Source organism: Ideonella sp. sgz306126 (assembly GCF_056032705.1).
Genome location: NZ_JBVYWP010000004.1, coordinates 117,149 through 130,528 on the forward strand (window position 1 = coordinate 117,149; position 13,380 = coordinate 130,528).

General features: G+C 70.5%; 11 protein-coding genes. 2 read left to right on the forward strand and 9 right to left on the reverse strand.

Annotated features, from left to right (window positions below; genetic code table 11):
• Positions 1-24 precede the first annotated feature (24 nt).
• Entirely contained in the window at positions 25-969 is a 945-nt protein-coding gene (locus AC0N04_RS13000) for an asparaginase (RefSeq protein ID WP_474282281.1), read from the forward strand.
• 28 nt (positions 970-997) lie between these two features.
• Here AC0N04_RS13000 and AC0N04_RS13005 read toward each other — a convergent pair whose 3' ends face one another.
• Together AC0N04_RS13005 and AC0N04_RS13010 are read right to left on the reverse strand one after the other, a co-directional pair.
• Positions 998-1,423: an organic hydroperoxide resistance protein gene (locus AC0N04_RS13005; RefSeq protein WP_474282283.1), complete on the reverse strand. Its 426-nt coding sequence runs from the start codon at positions 1,421-1,423 to the stop codon at positions 998-1,000.
• 22 nt (positions 1,424-1,445) lie between these two features.
• Complete coding sequence (locus AC0N04_RS13010) at positions 1,446-1,913, reverse strand: MarR family winged helix-turn-helix transcriptional regulator (protein ID WP_474282285.1); 468 nt, start codon at positions 1,911-1,913, stop codon at positions 1,446-1,448.
• A gap of 158 nt (positions 1,914-2,071) precedes the next feature.
• Here AC0N04_RS13010 and argG point away from each other — a divergent pair, with 158 nt between their 5' ends.
• On the forward strand, positions 2,072-3,421 hold the full coding sequence (gene argG, locus AC0N04_RS13015; RefSeq protein WP_474282287.1) for an argininosuccinate synthase: 1,350 nt from the start codon (positions 2,072-2,074) through the stop codon (positions 3,419-3,421).
• 34 nt (positions 3,422-3,455) lie between these two features.
• Here the strand turns inward: argG and AC0N04_RS13020 are convergent, their stop codons facing one another.
• The 7 genes from AC0N04_RS13020 to AC0N04_RS13050 all read right to left on the reverse strand — a co-directional run bounded on the left by AC0N04_RS13020 (position 3,456) and on the right by AC0N04_RS13050 (position 13,363).
• Entirely contained in the window at positions 3,456-4,292 is an 837-nt protein-coding gene (locus AC0N04_RS13020; RefSeq protein ID WP_474282289.1) for a DUF2189 domain-containing protein, read from the reverse strand.
• A 77-nt stretch (positions 4,293-4,369) separates the two neighbouring features.
• Positions 4,370-6,070 (reverse strand): ABC1 kinase family protein, encoded by a 1,701-nt coding sequence (locus AC0N04_RS13025; protein WP_474282291.1) that lies wholly within the window; start codon positions 6,068-6,070, stop codon positions 4,370-4,372.
• Between the two features lie 36 nt (positions 6,071-6,106).
• Positions 6,107-6,631 (reverse strand): signal peptidase II, encoded by a 525-nt coding sequence (lspA, locus tag AC0N04_RS13030; RefSeq protein ID WP_474282293.1) that lies wholly within the window; start codon positions 6,629-6,631, stop codon positions 6,107-6,109.
• A 4-nt stretch (positions 6,632-6,635) separates the two neighbouring features.
• Positions 6,636-9,530 carry an isoleucine--tRNA ligase gene (ileS, locus tag AC0N04_RS13035; protein ID WP_474282295.1) on the reverse strand — a complete coding sequence of 965 codons (2,895 nt, stop codon included), beginning with the start codon at positions 9,528-9,530 and terminating at the stop codon, positions 6,636-6,638.
• A 279-nt stretch (positions 9,531-9,809) separates the two neighbouring features.
• Positions 9,810-10,775: a bifunctional riboflavin kinase/FAD synthetase gene (locus AC0N04_RS13040; RefSeq protein ID WP_474282297.1), complete on the reverse strand. Its 966-nt coding sequence runs from the start codon at positions 10,773-10,775 to the stop codon at positions 9,810-9,812.
• Positions 10,776-10,784: 9 nt separating this feature from the next.
• Complete coding sequence (locus AC0N04_RS13045; RefSeq protein WP_474282299.1) at positions 10,785-12,599, reverse strand: ATP-binding protein; 1,815 nt, start codon at positions 12,597-12,599, stop codon at positions 10,785-10,787.
• 68 nt (positions 12,600-12,667) lie between these two features.
• Complete coding sequence (locus AC0N04_RS13050) at positions 12,668-13,363, reverse strand: pseudouridine synthase (RefSeq protein WP_474282301.1); 696 nt, start codon at positions 13,361-13,363, stop codon at positions 12,668-12,670.
• Positions 13,364-13,380: the final 17 nt, after the last annotated feature.

Below are 13,380 nucleotides of genomic sequence, written 5' to 3' on the forward strand. Positions count from 1 at the left end.
TATTTTTATCCAGACCTTCGAAAAATGCAAAACAATTCCGGCTTGATCGTCCTCCTCGGCACCGGCGGCACGATTGCGGGGACCGCGCGCGACGCCTCCGACAACGTCGGCTACACCGCGGGCCAGGTCGCCGTGGCCGACCTGGTGAGCGCGCTGCCGGCGCTGCGCGGGCGCGCGCTGGAGGCCGAGCAGGTGGCCCAGCTCAACAGCAAGGACATGGACCACGCGACCTGGCAACGGCTGGCCCGACGGGTGGCGCACCACCTCGCGCGGCCGGAGGTGGCGGGGCTGGTCATCCCGCATGGCACCGACACCCTGGAGGAGACGGCCTGGTTCCTGCAGCGCGTGCTGGCCCCCGCCAAGCCGGTGGTGCTGACCGCCGCGATGCGCCCCGCCAGCTCGCTGCAGGCCGACGGCCCGCAGAACCTGCTGGATGCCGTGACCGTGGCCGGTGTCGCCGGGGCCTGCGGCGTGCTGACCGTGCTGGCCGGCCGGGTGCATGGTCCGACGGAGGTGCGCAAGCTGCATCCCTACCGCGTCGACGCCTTCGGATCGGGCGACGCCGGGCCGCTGGCGGGGGTCGACGAAGGACGGGTGCAGCGCTGGCGCGACTGGCCGGCCGGCGAGCCGTTGGGGCTGGCCTGCGTGGACCGGCCGGTGACGCAATGGCCGCGCGTGGATGTGCTGGCCTGCCATGCCGGTGCCGACGGGGCGCTGGTGGCGGCGGTGCGGGCGCTGGGGGCCCGCGGCATCGTCGTCGAGGGCACCGGCAACGGCTCGGTGCACGTCGAGATGGAGCGCGCGCTGATGGCCGCCCAGGCCGACGGCATCCAGGTGCTGCGGGCCACGCGCTGCCAAGGCGGCAGCGTGGTCGGGGACCCGCCGGGCGCCTTGCCGTCGGCCGGCGCACTCACGCCGGGCAAGGCCCGGGTGGAGTTGCTGCTGCGCCTGCTGGCGGCCTCTCGCTGAGTCCGCTCGGCAGGCCGCCAGGTGCGACTCAGACCACGGTCAGGGTGACGTCGATGTTGCCGCGGGTGGCGTTCGAATAGGGACACACCTGGTGCGCCGCGGCCACCAGGCTCTCGGCGTCGGCACGGGCCATGCCCGGCACGCTGATCGCCATCGCCACCTGGATGCCGAAGCCGGCCGGGATCGGGCCGATGCCGACGTCGGCCGTGATCGACACCTCGTCCGGCAGCTTGATCTTGCGGCCTGCGGCGACGGCCTTCATCGCGCCGATGAAGCAGGCCGAATAGCCGGCCGCGAACATCTGCTCGGGATTGGTGCCCGGGCCGCCCGCGCCGCCCAGTTCGCGCGGTGTGCTGAGGGTCACCACCAGCGCATCGTCCGACGAACGTGCGGTGCCGGTACGGCCGCCGGTGGCGGTGGCATGGGCGGTGTAGAGGACTTTGTCGAGTGCCATGGGAAGGACCTTTCGGGAGCGGTCAGGCCGGAGCCTGGGACAGGTGCTGCCGCAGCGCCGTCAGGCGTTCGGTCAGCTCGGAGATGTCGCCCAGCGAACAGCCGGCGAGCGCCGCCATGCGCTGGGGGACGGTCTTCGCGCGTTGGCGCAGGGCGCGGCCGGTCGGGCTCAGGTACAGCAGCACGCGCCGCTCGTCGCTCGGGTCGCGCTGGCGGCTCAGCAGGCCGCTGCCTTCGAGGCGCTTGAGCAGCGGGGTCAACGTGCCGGAATCGAGGCCCAGCCGGTCGCCCAGCGCCGAGACCGGGATGCCGTCGGATTCCCACAGGGCCAGCATCGCCAGGTACTGCGGGTAGGTCAGACCCAGCGGGTCCAGCAGGGGCTTGTAGGCCCGGGTCATCGACAACGAGGCCGCATACAGCGCGAAGCACAGCTGGCGGTCCAGCGCCAGCCAGGAATCGGCGGGGGACGAGGCGGGCGACGGGTTCGACATGCGCGAATGATCGTTCAAAATTAAATTGCACACAACTTAAATGGTCTTGTGACTCTTGTGGCGGCGGCAGGCCCGCCGCCGGCGCGCGAGGTGCAGCGTGGGGCACGGCGGCGCGCCCCGGCGCGGTACCATTGCAGGTTCCGCGAAAGACCCGAGCCATGACTGCCAGCATCCTTCAGAAACTCCCCGTCGGCGAGCGCGTCGGCATTGCCTTTTCCGGCGGCCTGGACACCAGTGCCGCAGTGCACTGGATGCGAGCCAAGGGCGCGATCCCCTGTGCCTACACGGCCAACCTGGGCCAGCCCGACGAGACCGACTACGACGACATCCCGCGCAAGGCCCTGGCCTACGGTGCCGAGATCGCGCGCCTGATCGATTGCCGCCACCAGCTCGTGGCCGAGGGCATCTCGGCGATCCAGTGCGGCGCCTTCCACATCTCCACCGGCGGCGCCACCTACTTCAACACCACGCCGCTGGGCCGCGCCGTCACCGGCACCGCGCTGGTGGTGGCGATGCGCGACGACGGCGTCAACATCTGGGGCGACGGCAGCACCTACAAGGGCAACGACATCGAGCGCTTCTACCGCTACGGCCTGCTGGCCAATCCGGCGCTGCGCATCTACAAGCCCTGGCTGGACCAGACCTTCATCGACGAGTTGGGCGGCCGCAAGGAGATGAGCGAGTACCTGATCGCCGCCGGCTTCGACTACAAGATGAGCGTCGAGAAGGCCTACTCGACCGACTCCAACATCCTCGGCGCCACGCACGAGGCCAAGGACCTGGAGTTCCTGAACGCCGGCATCAACATCGTCAAGCCCATCATGGGCGTGGCCTTCTGGCGCGACGACGTGGAGGTCAAGCGCGAGACCGTCTCGGTGCGCTTCGAGGAAGGCATTCCGGTCGCGCTGAACGGCCAGACCTTCCCCGACCTGCTGAGCCTGTTCTACAAGGCCAACGAAATCGGCGGCCGCCACGGCCTGGGCATGTGCGACCAGATCGAGAACCGCATCATCGAGGCCAAGAGCCGCGGCATCTACGAAGCCCCGGGCATGGCACTGCTGCACATCGCCTACGAGCGCCTGGTGACCGGCATCCACAACGAGGACACCATCGAGACCTACCGCATGAACGGCCGCAAGCTGGGCCGCCTGCTGTACCAGGGCCGCTGGTTCGATTCGCAGTGCCTGATGCTGCGTGAGACCGCGCAGCGCTGGGTGGCCAGCGCGATCACCGGTGAGGTGACGCTGGAACTTCGCCGCGGCAACGACTACACGATCCTGAACACCGAGAGCCCGAACCTGACCTACCAGCCCGAGCGGCTGAGCATGGAAAAGGTCGAGGGCGCGTTCACGCCGGCCGACCGCATCGGCCAGCTGACCATGCGCAACCTGGACATCCAGGACACGCGCCAGAAGCTGGCGATCTATTCGCAGACCGGCCTGCTGGGCAGCACCAGCACCGGCGTGATGCCCTTGCTGTCGGGCACGACCGACAAGAAGCCCGCCTGATCGGACGGGCGACCCGCGCCAGGACGGCGGTGCCTCAGGGCGAAGGCGCGGCGGGTGGGTCGCCCGCGCCGACCGCCGCCCGGTAGGCATGCCAGGTGGCGTGGCCCGTCACCGGCCCGACCACCAGCAGCCCGGCGAACCAGGGTAGCAGGGCCAGCACCACCAGCGCGGTCAGCAGGAAGCCCCACCACAGCATCACGCCGGGCTGGGTCAGCACCAGCCGAAAGCTGGTCAGCCCGGCGGTGATGGCGTCGGTCTGCCGGTCGAGGATCATCGGGATCGACACCACGCTGACGGCGAAGATCAGCCCCGCGAACAGCGCTCCCACGACCACGTAGGCGACGATGAAGTTCAGGTTGTCGGGGTTCAGCAGCGCGGCCAGCGAGCCCTTGAAATCGGGCATGCCGTCGAAGCTGACCGCGAAGATGATCAGGCTGGCGCGGCCCCACAGCATTTCCAGCACCAGCAGCACGAAGCCGAAGATGCCCAGCGTCCCCATGCGCGCGTCCCAGGCCATCAGCGACTGGCCGAAGTCCGGCCGCAGCCCCGACTCCAGCTGCCGGCTGACGTGGTACAGCCCCAGACACATGAACGGCCCCATCAACAGAAAGCCGGCCGACAGCGCGAGCGTGTAGGCGGGGGCGTTCTCGAACACCGCCAGCAGGGCCCAGCCCATGGCCATGAAGCAGGCGCCGTAGAACAGGCCGATCAGCGGTGCGCGCAGGAAATCGCGCCAACCCAGCGCCAGCCACCGCAACGGCGCACCGAAACCCAGCGGGTTCAGCGGGATCAGGAAGCTGGGCGGGTTGTCGGTGGGCGTCGCCGCCGCGGCGGTGTCTTGTGGAGGGGGCGTCGATGGGTCAGCCTGCATCCGGGATCTCCTTCGCTGCAGGGTAGGTGGCGGGCCTGCCGCCGTCCAGCCGGGCTGACCCTATCCCGGGGCGGCGCTCAGTCGAGATGCCTGCGCGATCGCAGCGTGCTGCGCAGCAACCACAGTCCGCCGCCCACCGCGCCCAGGAAGCCCAGCAGGCCGAAGGCCGGCAGCCCGAACAGCTGCGGCCCGCCGCCCACCGTCATCACGATCGACGAGCCGATGATCAGCGCCGAGATCACCAGCGCCACCGACAGCCGGCTGGCGGCCCGGTCGAGCTGGTCGCCCACCTGCTTGAGGTGGCTGACGTCGATGCCGACGCTGAGCCGGCCGCGGCGCGCGCTGCGCATCAGCCGCGAGACGTCGTGCGGCAATTGCTCGGCGACCTGCAGCAGGCGCTGCACCGAGGCCCAGCCGCGCTGCGCCAGCGCCTTGGGCTGGTAGCGCGAGCGCAGCACCTGGCGCAGGATCGGCAGGGCCTCGGTGGCCATGTGGAAACCCGGATCCAGCGCGCGGCCCATGCCTTCGAGCGAAATGAAGGCCTTGATCAGCAAGGCCAGGTCGGAGGGCAGGGCGAGACGATGGCCGCGCAGGATCGCCGTCACGTCGCTGAGCATCTGCCCCAGGCTCAGGTCGGCCAGCGGCGTGCCGTGGTACTGGTCGACGAAATCCTCGATCTCGACCTCCAGCTGCCCGAGGTTGACGCCGGCCAGCCCCTCGTCGTTGGCGCTGGCCCAGTCCATCAGCACGTCGGCCACCGCCTGCGGGCGCCGCTGCACCAGGCCCAGCAGCAGTTGAAGCAGTTCCTCGCGTCGCCGCGACGACAGCCGTCCGACCATGCCGAAGTCGATGAAGGCGATCCGGTTGTCGCTCAGGTAGAAGACGTTGCCGGGATGCGGGTCGGCATGGAAGAAGCCGTCCTCGACGATCATCTTCAGCACGGCCTGGGCGCCGCGCCGCGCCAGCAGGCTGCGGTCCAGGCCTTCTGCCGCGAGCCGGTCCAGCTCGCCGCCGGGGATGCCCCCGACATGGTCCTGCACATTGACCCGTTCGCTGGTCAGCGCCCAATGCACCTTGGGGATGCTGACGAAGCCCAGCGGCAGCAGGTTGGCGGCGATGCGCTCGGCGTTGTGGCACTCGGCCGCGAGATCGAGCTCGCGGCGCAACGAGCGCCCGAATTCGCGCACCAGGCCTTGCGGCCGGTAGGGCTTGAGCGCGGGCATGCGGCCTTCGGCGATGGCCGCCAGCCGCTCGAGCAGTCGCAGGTCGGCCTCGATGACCTCGCGGATGCCGGGGCGGCGGATCTTGACCACCACCTCGGTGCCGTCCATCAGCTGGGCGCGGTGGACCTGGGCGATCGACGCGGCTGCCAGCGGCTGGTCGTCGAAGCGCGCGAACAGCGTCTCGGGCTCGCCGCCCAGGTCCTCGCGCAACTGGGCCCGCAAGGCTTCCAGCGGCAGCGCCGGCACCTGGCTGTGCAGTTTTTCGAGCTCGGCGATGACGTCGGGGCCCAGCAGGTCGGCACGCCCGGCGAGGATCTGGCCGAGCTTGACGAAGGTCGGTCCGAGTTCCTCCAGCGTCATGCGCAACTGCACCGGGCGCGGCAGCCGGGCGAGGTCGGCCGCGTGCTCGCGGTGCAATCGGTGGCCGGCCTTCTCCAGCGCGTCGGCCCAGCCCAGGCGCTGGACGGTGTCGCCCAGGCCGTGGCGGATCATGACCCCGGCGATGTCGACCAGGCGCCCCAGGTCGCGCGCGGAGAGCAGGGTGTCGAGCAGCATCGGCCCCAGTCTACGACGTGGCGCCTGCGACGCGGTTCAGCCGCGCCGAACGCGACGCAATTCGTCGATGATCAGCCCGATGGCTCCGGCCGTGATGGCGCTGTCGGCGAGGTTGAAGCTGGGGAAGTAGCCGCCCGGGAACATCGGCGCGAGCCAGGCCCAGTGGAACTGCAGGAAATCGACCACGTAGCTGTGGATCAGCCGGTCGATCACGTTGCCCACCGCGCCGCCCAGGATCAGCGCGACCGCGAAGCAGAACAAGGTCTGACCGGCGTGCTTGTCGAGCATCCAGACGATCACCGCCGAGGCGACGCTGCCCAGGCCGATGAAGAACCAGCGCTGCCATCCGGCCGCACCTGCCAGGAACGAGAAGGCCGCGCCGGTGTTGTGCACCCGCACGACGTTGAAGAAGCTGGTGACCATGCGGCTTTCGCCCAGCTCGAAGTTGCCCACGATCAGCACCTTGGTGAACTGGTCGAGCAGGATCACCACCAGCGCCAGGCCCAGCCAGACGGCCAGGCCCGGGCCCTTGCGCGACGCGCGGACACTGCTGCGCGCCATGGCGTCAGGCCACGGTGCGGGTTTCGCCCGCGCCGTACAGGTTGCTGGTGCAGCGGCCGCACAGTCCGGGGTGCGCGGGGTCGGCGTTCACGTCGTCGCGGTAATGCCAGCAGCGCTCGCATTTGGCCGCGGTCGCGGGGCTGACGGCGACCTTCAGCTCGGGCCCGTCTTCCACCGTCACGGCCGAGGTGATGGTGACGAACTTCAGGTCCTCGCCCAGCGAGCGCAGCAGCGCCGCGTCGTCGGCGCCCGCGGTGATGGCGAGCGTGGCCTGCAGCGAGGCGCCGACCTGGCCGGCGCCGCGCAAGGCCTCGATCTCCTTGTTGGCGACGTCGCGGATCGCACGCAGGCGGGTCCACTTGGCCAGCAGCGCTTCGTTGGGCGTGGCGAAGGGCCAGTAGGTCTCGGTGAAGATCGTGCCGCTGCCGCCTTGCCCCTTGGCCGTACCGGCGAACGTGGCCCAGGCCTCCTCGGCGGTGAAGCTGAGGAACGGCGCCATCCAGCGCAGCATCGCGTTCGTGATCTGCCACAGCGCGGTCTGGGCCGAGCGGCGCGCCAGGCTCTTGGGCGCGGTGGTGTAGAGCCGGTCCTTCAGCACGTCCAGGTAGAAGGCGCCCAGGTCTTCCGAGCAATAGACCTGCAGCTTGGCGACCACCGGGTGGAACTCGTAGACGTCGTAGTGCTTCAGGATCTCGGCCTGCAGCTCGGCCGCGCGGGCCAGCGCGTAGCGGTCGATCTCCAGCATCTGCGCCGGCGGCACGGCGTCCACGGCGGGGTCGAAGTCCGACACATTGGCCATCAGGAAGCGCAGCGTGTTGCGGATGCGGCGGTAGCTGTCCACCACGCGGGCCAGGATCTTGTCGTCGCCGGCGATGTCGCCGGAATAGTCGCTGGCAGCCACCCACAGGCGGATGATCTCCGCCCCCAGCTTCTTGAACACCTCCTGAGGGTCCAGCCCGTTGCCCAGCGACTTGCTCATCTTGCGGCCCTGGCTGTCGATCGTGAAGCCGTGGGTCAGCAGGCCCTTGTAGGGCGCGCGGTCGTACAGCGCGCAGCCCAGCAGCAGCGAGCTGTGGAACCAGCCGCGGTGCTGGTCGTGGCCTTCCAGATACAGGTCGGCCTCGGGACCCTGGGCGTGGAAGTTGCCGTTGGCGTACAGGCCGGCATGGCTGCCGCGCAGCACGTGCTGAAAGCTGCTCCCGGAATCGAACCAGACTTCCAGGATGTCGGTGCTCTTGGTGTAGTGCTCGGCATCGGCCGCGCCGAGGATCTGCTCGGTGGTGACGCGGCTCCAGGCCTCCACGCCACCCTGCTCGACGATGTCGGCCGCCTGGTCGAGGATCTCCATGGTGCGCGGGTGCAACTCGCCGGAATCCTTGTGCAGGAAGAACGGCACCGGCACGCCCCAGCTGCGCTGGCGCGAGATGCACCAGTCGGGCCGGTTGGCGATCATGTCGCGCAGGCGGTGGCGGCCGCTCTCGGGGTAGAACGCGGTGTGGTCGATCGCGTCCAGCGCCAGCTGGCGCAGGGTCTTGGGCGCCTTGTCCTTCGTGAAGACACCTTCGCCCTCGTCCATGCGGATGAACCACTGGGCCGCCGCGCGGTAGATCACCGGGGTCTTGTGGCGCCAGCAGTGCGGGTAGCTGTGGGTGATGCGCTCGGTGGCCAGCAGGCGGCCGGCGTTCTTCAGCGTCTCGAGGATGACCGGCACGGCCTTCCAGATGTGCTGGCCGCCGAACAGCGGGAAGTCGGCCGCGTAGGCGCCGTTGCCCTGCACCGGGTTCAGGATCTCGTCGACCGCCATGCCGTGCTTGACGCAGGAGTTGAAGTCGTCCACGCCATAGGCCGGCGAGGAGTGGACGAGGCCGGTGCCGTCGTCGGCGGACACGTAGTCGGCCAGGTAGACCGGCGAGAGGCGCCGGTAGCCGGCGTCCACGTCGAACAGCGGGTGGCGGAACACCAGGCCGCCGAGCTTCTCGCCCTTCGCGGTGGCGATGACCCGGCCTTGCAGCCCGAAGCGCGCCAGGCATTTCTCGACCAGGCTCTCGGCCAGCACCAGGCAGCCGATGGGCGTCTCGACCAGCGCGTAGTCCAGCTCGGGATGGACGTTCAAGGCCTGGTTGGCGGGGAGGGTCCAGGCAGTGGTGGTCCAGATCACCGCGAAGGCGGTCTTGCCAGCCGGCAACGCCGCCAGGCCGAAGGCCGCGGCCAGGCGGGCGGCGTCGTTCGTCTCGAAGGCCACGTCCAGCGTGTCGCTCTGCTTGTCGGCGTATTCGATCTCGAACTCGGCCAGCGACGAGCCGCAGTCGAAGCACCAGTAGACGGGCTTCAGGCCGCGGTAGACGAAGCCGCGCTCGATCACGCGCTTGAAGGCGCGGATCTCCCCCGCCTCGTTGGCCGGGTCCATCGTGCGGTACGGGCGATCCCAGTCGCCGAGCACGCCCAGGCGCTTGAAGTCCTCGCGCTGCTGGGCGATCTGCTCAGTGGCGAAGGCACGGCTGCGGGCCTGCATGTCGTCGCGGCTCAGCTTGCGCCCATGCAGCTTCTCGATCGCGTTCTCGATCGGCAGGCCGTGGCAGTCCCAGCCGGGGATGTACTGCGCGTCGAAGCCGGCGAGCTGCTTCGACTTGACGATCATGTCCTTGAGGATCTTGTTGACCGCATGGCCCATGTGGATCTGGCCGTTGGCGTAGGGCGGGCCGTCGTGCAGCACGAACAGCGGCGCGCCGTGACGGGCGTCGCGCAGGCGCTTGTAGAGGCCGCCGCCGGTGCCGGCGGTGTCGTTCCAGCTCTTGACCCAGCCCGGTTCGCGCTTGGGCAGGTCGCCGCGCATCGGGAAGGACGTGTCAGGCAGGTTCAGCGTGCTGCGGTAGTCGGGGGCGTTGGCGTCGGTGGTCATGGGGCGCGTCAATCAGGGCACCGCGTCGGGTGCGTGTCGGGCGGATTCGCGGGTGCCGGGCGCTGTGTCGGCCAGCGGCGGCGGCGAGCCGGTGGGCCTGCGGACGGGCGTGCCGGCGGCCGCAGGGGGGACGTCTTGGGAGCGCGCGACGTCAGGCGGCGCTCTGAATTCGGTCGCGCGTGGTCTGCCGGCGCGTGCGGGCGTGACCGTGCTGCGCTGCAAGAGACGTGACAAACCGGGTCGACATGGCCGGGATTCTACCGGGCCCGCGCGGGCGCGTTACCGCGGCGCACGGGCCCACCAGGCGCGCGCGTCGACCACGTCCTGGGCGATGCCGGCGCGCAAGGCATCGAGCGACTCGTAGCGGCGCTCGTCGTGCAGCTTGTGCATCAGATCGACCTGCAGGATGCGGGCGTAGCCGCCTTCGAGCGCGATGTGCTCGGGCCAGCGCAGGCAATGCACTTCCAGCAGCACCCTGCCGGCATCCTCGACCGTGGGCCGCACGCCCAGGCTGGCCACGCCCGGCAGCGGCTCCGGCCCCAGTCCATGGACCTGGACCACGAAGATGCCTTGCGCCGCCGGGCGGTGCGACGGAAAGCGCAGGTTCAGCGTGCGAAAGCCCAGGTCGCGGCCCAGCTTGCGGCCGTGCACCACGTGGCCGCTGATGCTGTAGGACCGGCCCAGCAGGCGCGCGGCGCCAGGCATGTCGCCGGTGGCCAGGGCTTCGCGCACGGCCGAGCTGGAGACGCGCAGGCCGTGCACCTCGTAGCTCATCATCCGCGCCACGTCGAATCCCAGCCTGCCGCCAGCGGCATCGAGCAGCGCGTAGTCGCCAGCGCGCTGGGCGCCGAAGCGGAAATCGTCGCCCACCAGCACGTAGCGCGTGGCCAGGCGCTCGACCAGCACCTGCTCGATGAAGTCGGTCGGGCTCATGCCGGCCAGCGCATCGTCGAAGCGCAGCAGCACCACCTCGTCGACGCCGCAGCGCTCCAGCTCGCGCAGCTTGTCGCGCAGCGTGGCGATGCGCAGCGGCGCCAGCTCCGGTCTGCCGGCCTTGGCCGCGAACCAGTCGCGCGGGTGCGGCTCGAAGGTCATCACGCAGCTGCGCAGGCCGCGATGCCGGGCCTCGTTGTTGAGCAGCGCCAGCATGGCCTGGTGGCCGCGGTGAACGCCGTCGAAGTTGCCGATGGTCAGCGCGCAGCCGGCGGCGGTGGGTTGCAGGTGGTGCCCGCGGTGGACTCGCATGGGCGGCGATTATCGCGGCGGTGCGGCTTGCGCCGGCAGGTGCCGTGCCACCGTCGCGGCCAGGCTGTCCATCGTGAACGGCTTGGCGAGGTAATCGTCCATGCCGGCGATCAGGCAGCGCTCGCGGTCGCCGGCGACCGCGTTCGCCGTCAGCGCGATGATGGGCAGGCGCCCCGGCGGGGCCAGGCCGTCGGCCTCGCGCTGGCGCCAGCGTCGGGCCGTGGCCCAGCCGTCGAGCACCGGCATGTGGCAGTCGAGCAGCACCAGGTCGGCCCGGGCCTGGCCGAGGGCGTTCAGCGCCTGCAGGCCATCCTCGGCCACGGTGCAGCGCAGGCCCAGGTGGTTCAGCATGCTGGTGGTCACCAACGCGTTGACCGGGTTGTCTTCCACCACCAGCACGTCGCCTTGAAAGCGCAGCGACGACGCAGCGGCGTCCGCCTCGCCCGGCGAGCCGGGCAGGGCGCACGGCGGCGCCTCGACGGTGAAGACGAAGCAGGCGCCTTCGCCCGGCACGCTGTGCGCGACGACGTCGCCGCCCATCGCACGGGCCAGTTGGCGCGCGATGCTCAGGCCCAGGCCGGCGCCCGAGCGCCGGCGCGCCTCGGGGTCCTGCCCGAAGGCCTCGAACAGCGTGCCGACCCGCTCCGGCGGGATGCCGGCGCCGCTGTCGGTGACGGTGAACTGCAACTGAGCGTCCCGCCCATCCACGCGCAGCCGGACCTGCCCGTGGTCGGTGAACGTGAGCGCGTTGCCCAGCAGCTTGTGCAGGACCTGGCGCACCCGTGTGCCGTCCAGCAGCGCCGCGGCGGGCAGGTCCGGTGGCCGCTCGCAGTGCAGCAGCAGGCCGCGCTCGGCGGCCACGGGCGCCAGGATGCCGATCACGTGGTCGACCAGCGGCGCGACGGCGGTCGGCTGGCGCTGGAGCGCCAGGCGGCCGAACTCGATGCGCGAGATGTCGAGCAGGTCGTCGATCAGCGTCAGCAGATGATCAGCCGATTGCCTCACCATTTCCAGGCGCTCGCGCTGCGCAGGCCGTGGGGCGTCGGTGGCGAGCAGCTGCGTCATGCCCAGGATGCCGTTGAGCGGCGTGCGCAGCTCGTGGCTGACCGTGGCGAGGAAGCGGCTTTTAGTACGATTGGAGTCCTCGGCCGCGGCCTGTGCGCGCTCGCGTTCGCGGGCGATCGCGGCATTCTCGAAGCGCAGCCGCAGCAATTCACGGGTGTGGCCGTGGGCACGCCGGCTCTCGATCCACAAGGTGACCAGGTACAGGCTGCAGCCGCCGACGATCACCGGCGACGAGCGCTGGTAGGGCAGCAGCAGTTCGTGGGCCATCATCGGCAGCAGCACGGCGGCCATGAAGCGCAGGGCATCGCCGAGGTGGCTGGACAGCGTGAACACCCCCACCGAGGCCACGCCCACCAGCCCGGCGATCAACGCGCCGTTCAGCACCGGGTCGCCCGAGGGCAGGAAGATCACCCCGGCCGCACCCCAGCCCAGGCCGTCGACCAGCGTGCCGATCGCGTGCCGCCGATGCTGGGCCTGCACCCGGTCGCGCGGGTCGCGGGCCCGCACATGGGATCGCCAGTCCCAGGTGCGGTACGCCAGCGTCGCCAGCTTGACGCCGAACCAGGCCGCCGCCGTCGCCGTGCCCGCGGTGCCCGAGAACACCCAGGCGATCAAGGCACTGAACAGGATGCCGGCCACCAGGGCCTGCGGCGTTCGCTGGTACAGCGTCAGCAGCCGCTCGGCGTCGATCAGCGCGTCGATGTCGACCGGGTCGGGGGCGGCGGGCGGCGGGGACGGTGCCGGAGAAGGCGGGCGCATCGACGAAGGCTTCAGGGCAGCGGCGGTCGCAACGGGTCAAGCATACGCGCTGTCGGCCCTGTCCGGCGTCAGGCGGGGCTTGCGGGCCAGCCGTCAAGCCAGCACCACTGGCCGGCGGCCAGACCGTCCGGGATCGTCAGCGGGCCGAAGCGGCTGCGGTGCAGCGTCTCGACCCGATTGCCCACTGCGGCCAGCATGCGCTTGACCTGGTGGTACTTGCCCTCGGTCAGCGTCAGGCGCAGATGGTGCTCGTCCACCCGCTCGCAGGCGGCGGCGCGCACCGGCACCGGGTCGTCCTCCAGCACCACGCCGGCCAGCAGCCGCGCCACCTGGGCGTCGTCGAGCGGATGCTTGCAGCCCACCTCGTAGACCTTGGGCACATGGTGCTTGGGCGAGGTGAGCTTGTGGATCAGGCTGCCGTCTTCGGTCAGCAGCAGCAGGCCGGTGGTGTCCTCGTCGAGCCGGCCGATCGGCTGCACGCCCCGCTGGCGCAGCGGCGGCGGCAGCAGGCTCAGCACGCTGGGATGGTGCTTGGGCTTTTGCGAGCACTCGTAGCCGGCGGGCTTGTTCAGCAGTACCAGCGCCTTCTCGTGGTACGGCCAGGGCTTGCCTTCGACGCTCAGCACCAGGCCCTCGGTGGCGAGGTCCTCGTCCGGGTCGTCGAGCACGCGGCCCTCGCATTGCACCAGGCCGGCGTCGACCAGCCCGGCGCACAGGCGGCGGGTGCCGAAGCCTTGGGAAAACAGGATCTGACTCAGTTTCATCGGCCGGATTGTCGGTC

Coding starts and splice junctions, on each gene's coding strand:
- ileS (WP_474282295.1), bottom strand. CDS start 9,530: ATGACCACCGACGCCAACGCCCCCGACTACCGCAGCACGCTGAACCTG.
- AC0N04_RS13010 (WP_474282285.1), bottom strand. CDS start 1,913: ATGTCGAACCCGTCGCCCGCCTCGTCCCCCGCCGATTCCTGGCTGGCG.
- AC0N04_RS13020 (WP_474282289.1), bottom strand. CDS start 4,292: ATGCAGGCTGACCCATCGACGCCCCCTCCACAAGACACCGCCGCGGCG.
- argG (WP_474282287.1), top strand. CDS start 2,072: ATGACTGCCAGCATCCTTCAGAAACTCCCCGTCGGCGAGCGCGTCGGC.
- AC0N04_RS13050 (WP_474282301.1), bottom strand. CDS start 13,363: ATGAAACTGAGTCAGATCCTGTTTTCCCAAGGCTTCGGCACCCGCCGC.
- AC0N04_RS13005 (WP_474282283.1), bottom strand. CDS start 1,423: ATGGCACTCGACAAAGTCCTCTACACCGCCCATGCCACCGCCACCGGC.
- AC0N04_RS13045 (WP_474282299.1), bottom strand. CDS start 12,599: ATGCGCCCGCCTTCTCCGGCACCGTCCCCGCCGCCCGCCGCCCCCGAC.
- AC0N04_RS13040 (WP_474282297.1), bottom strand. CDS start 10,775: ATGCGAGTCCACCGCGGGCACCACCTGCAACCCACCGCCGCCGGCTGC.
- AC0N04_RS13000 (WP_474282281.1), top strand. CDS start 25: ATGCAAAACAATTCCGGCTTGATCGTCCTCCTCGGCACCGGCGGCACG.
- lspA (WP_474282293.1), bottom strand. CDS start 6,631: ATGGCGCGCAGCAGTGTCCGCGCGTCGCGCAAGGGCCCGGGCCTGGCC.
- AC0N04_RS13025 (WP_474282291.1), bottom strand. CDS start 6,070: ATGCTGCTCGACACCCTGCTCTCCGCGCGCGACCTGGGGCGCCTGGTC.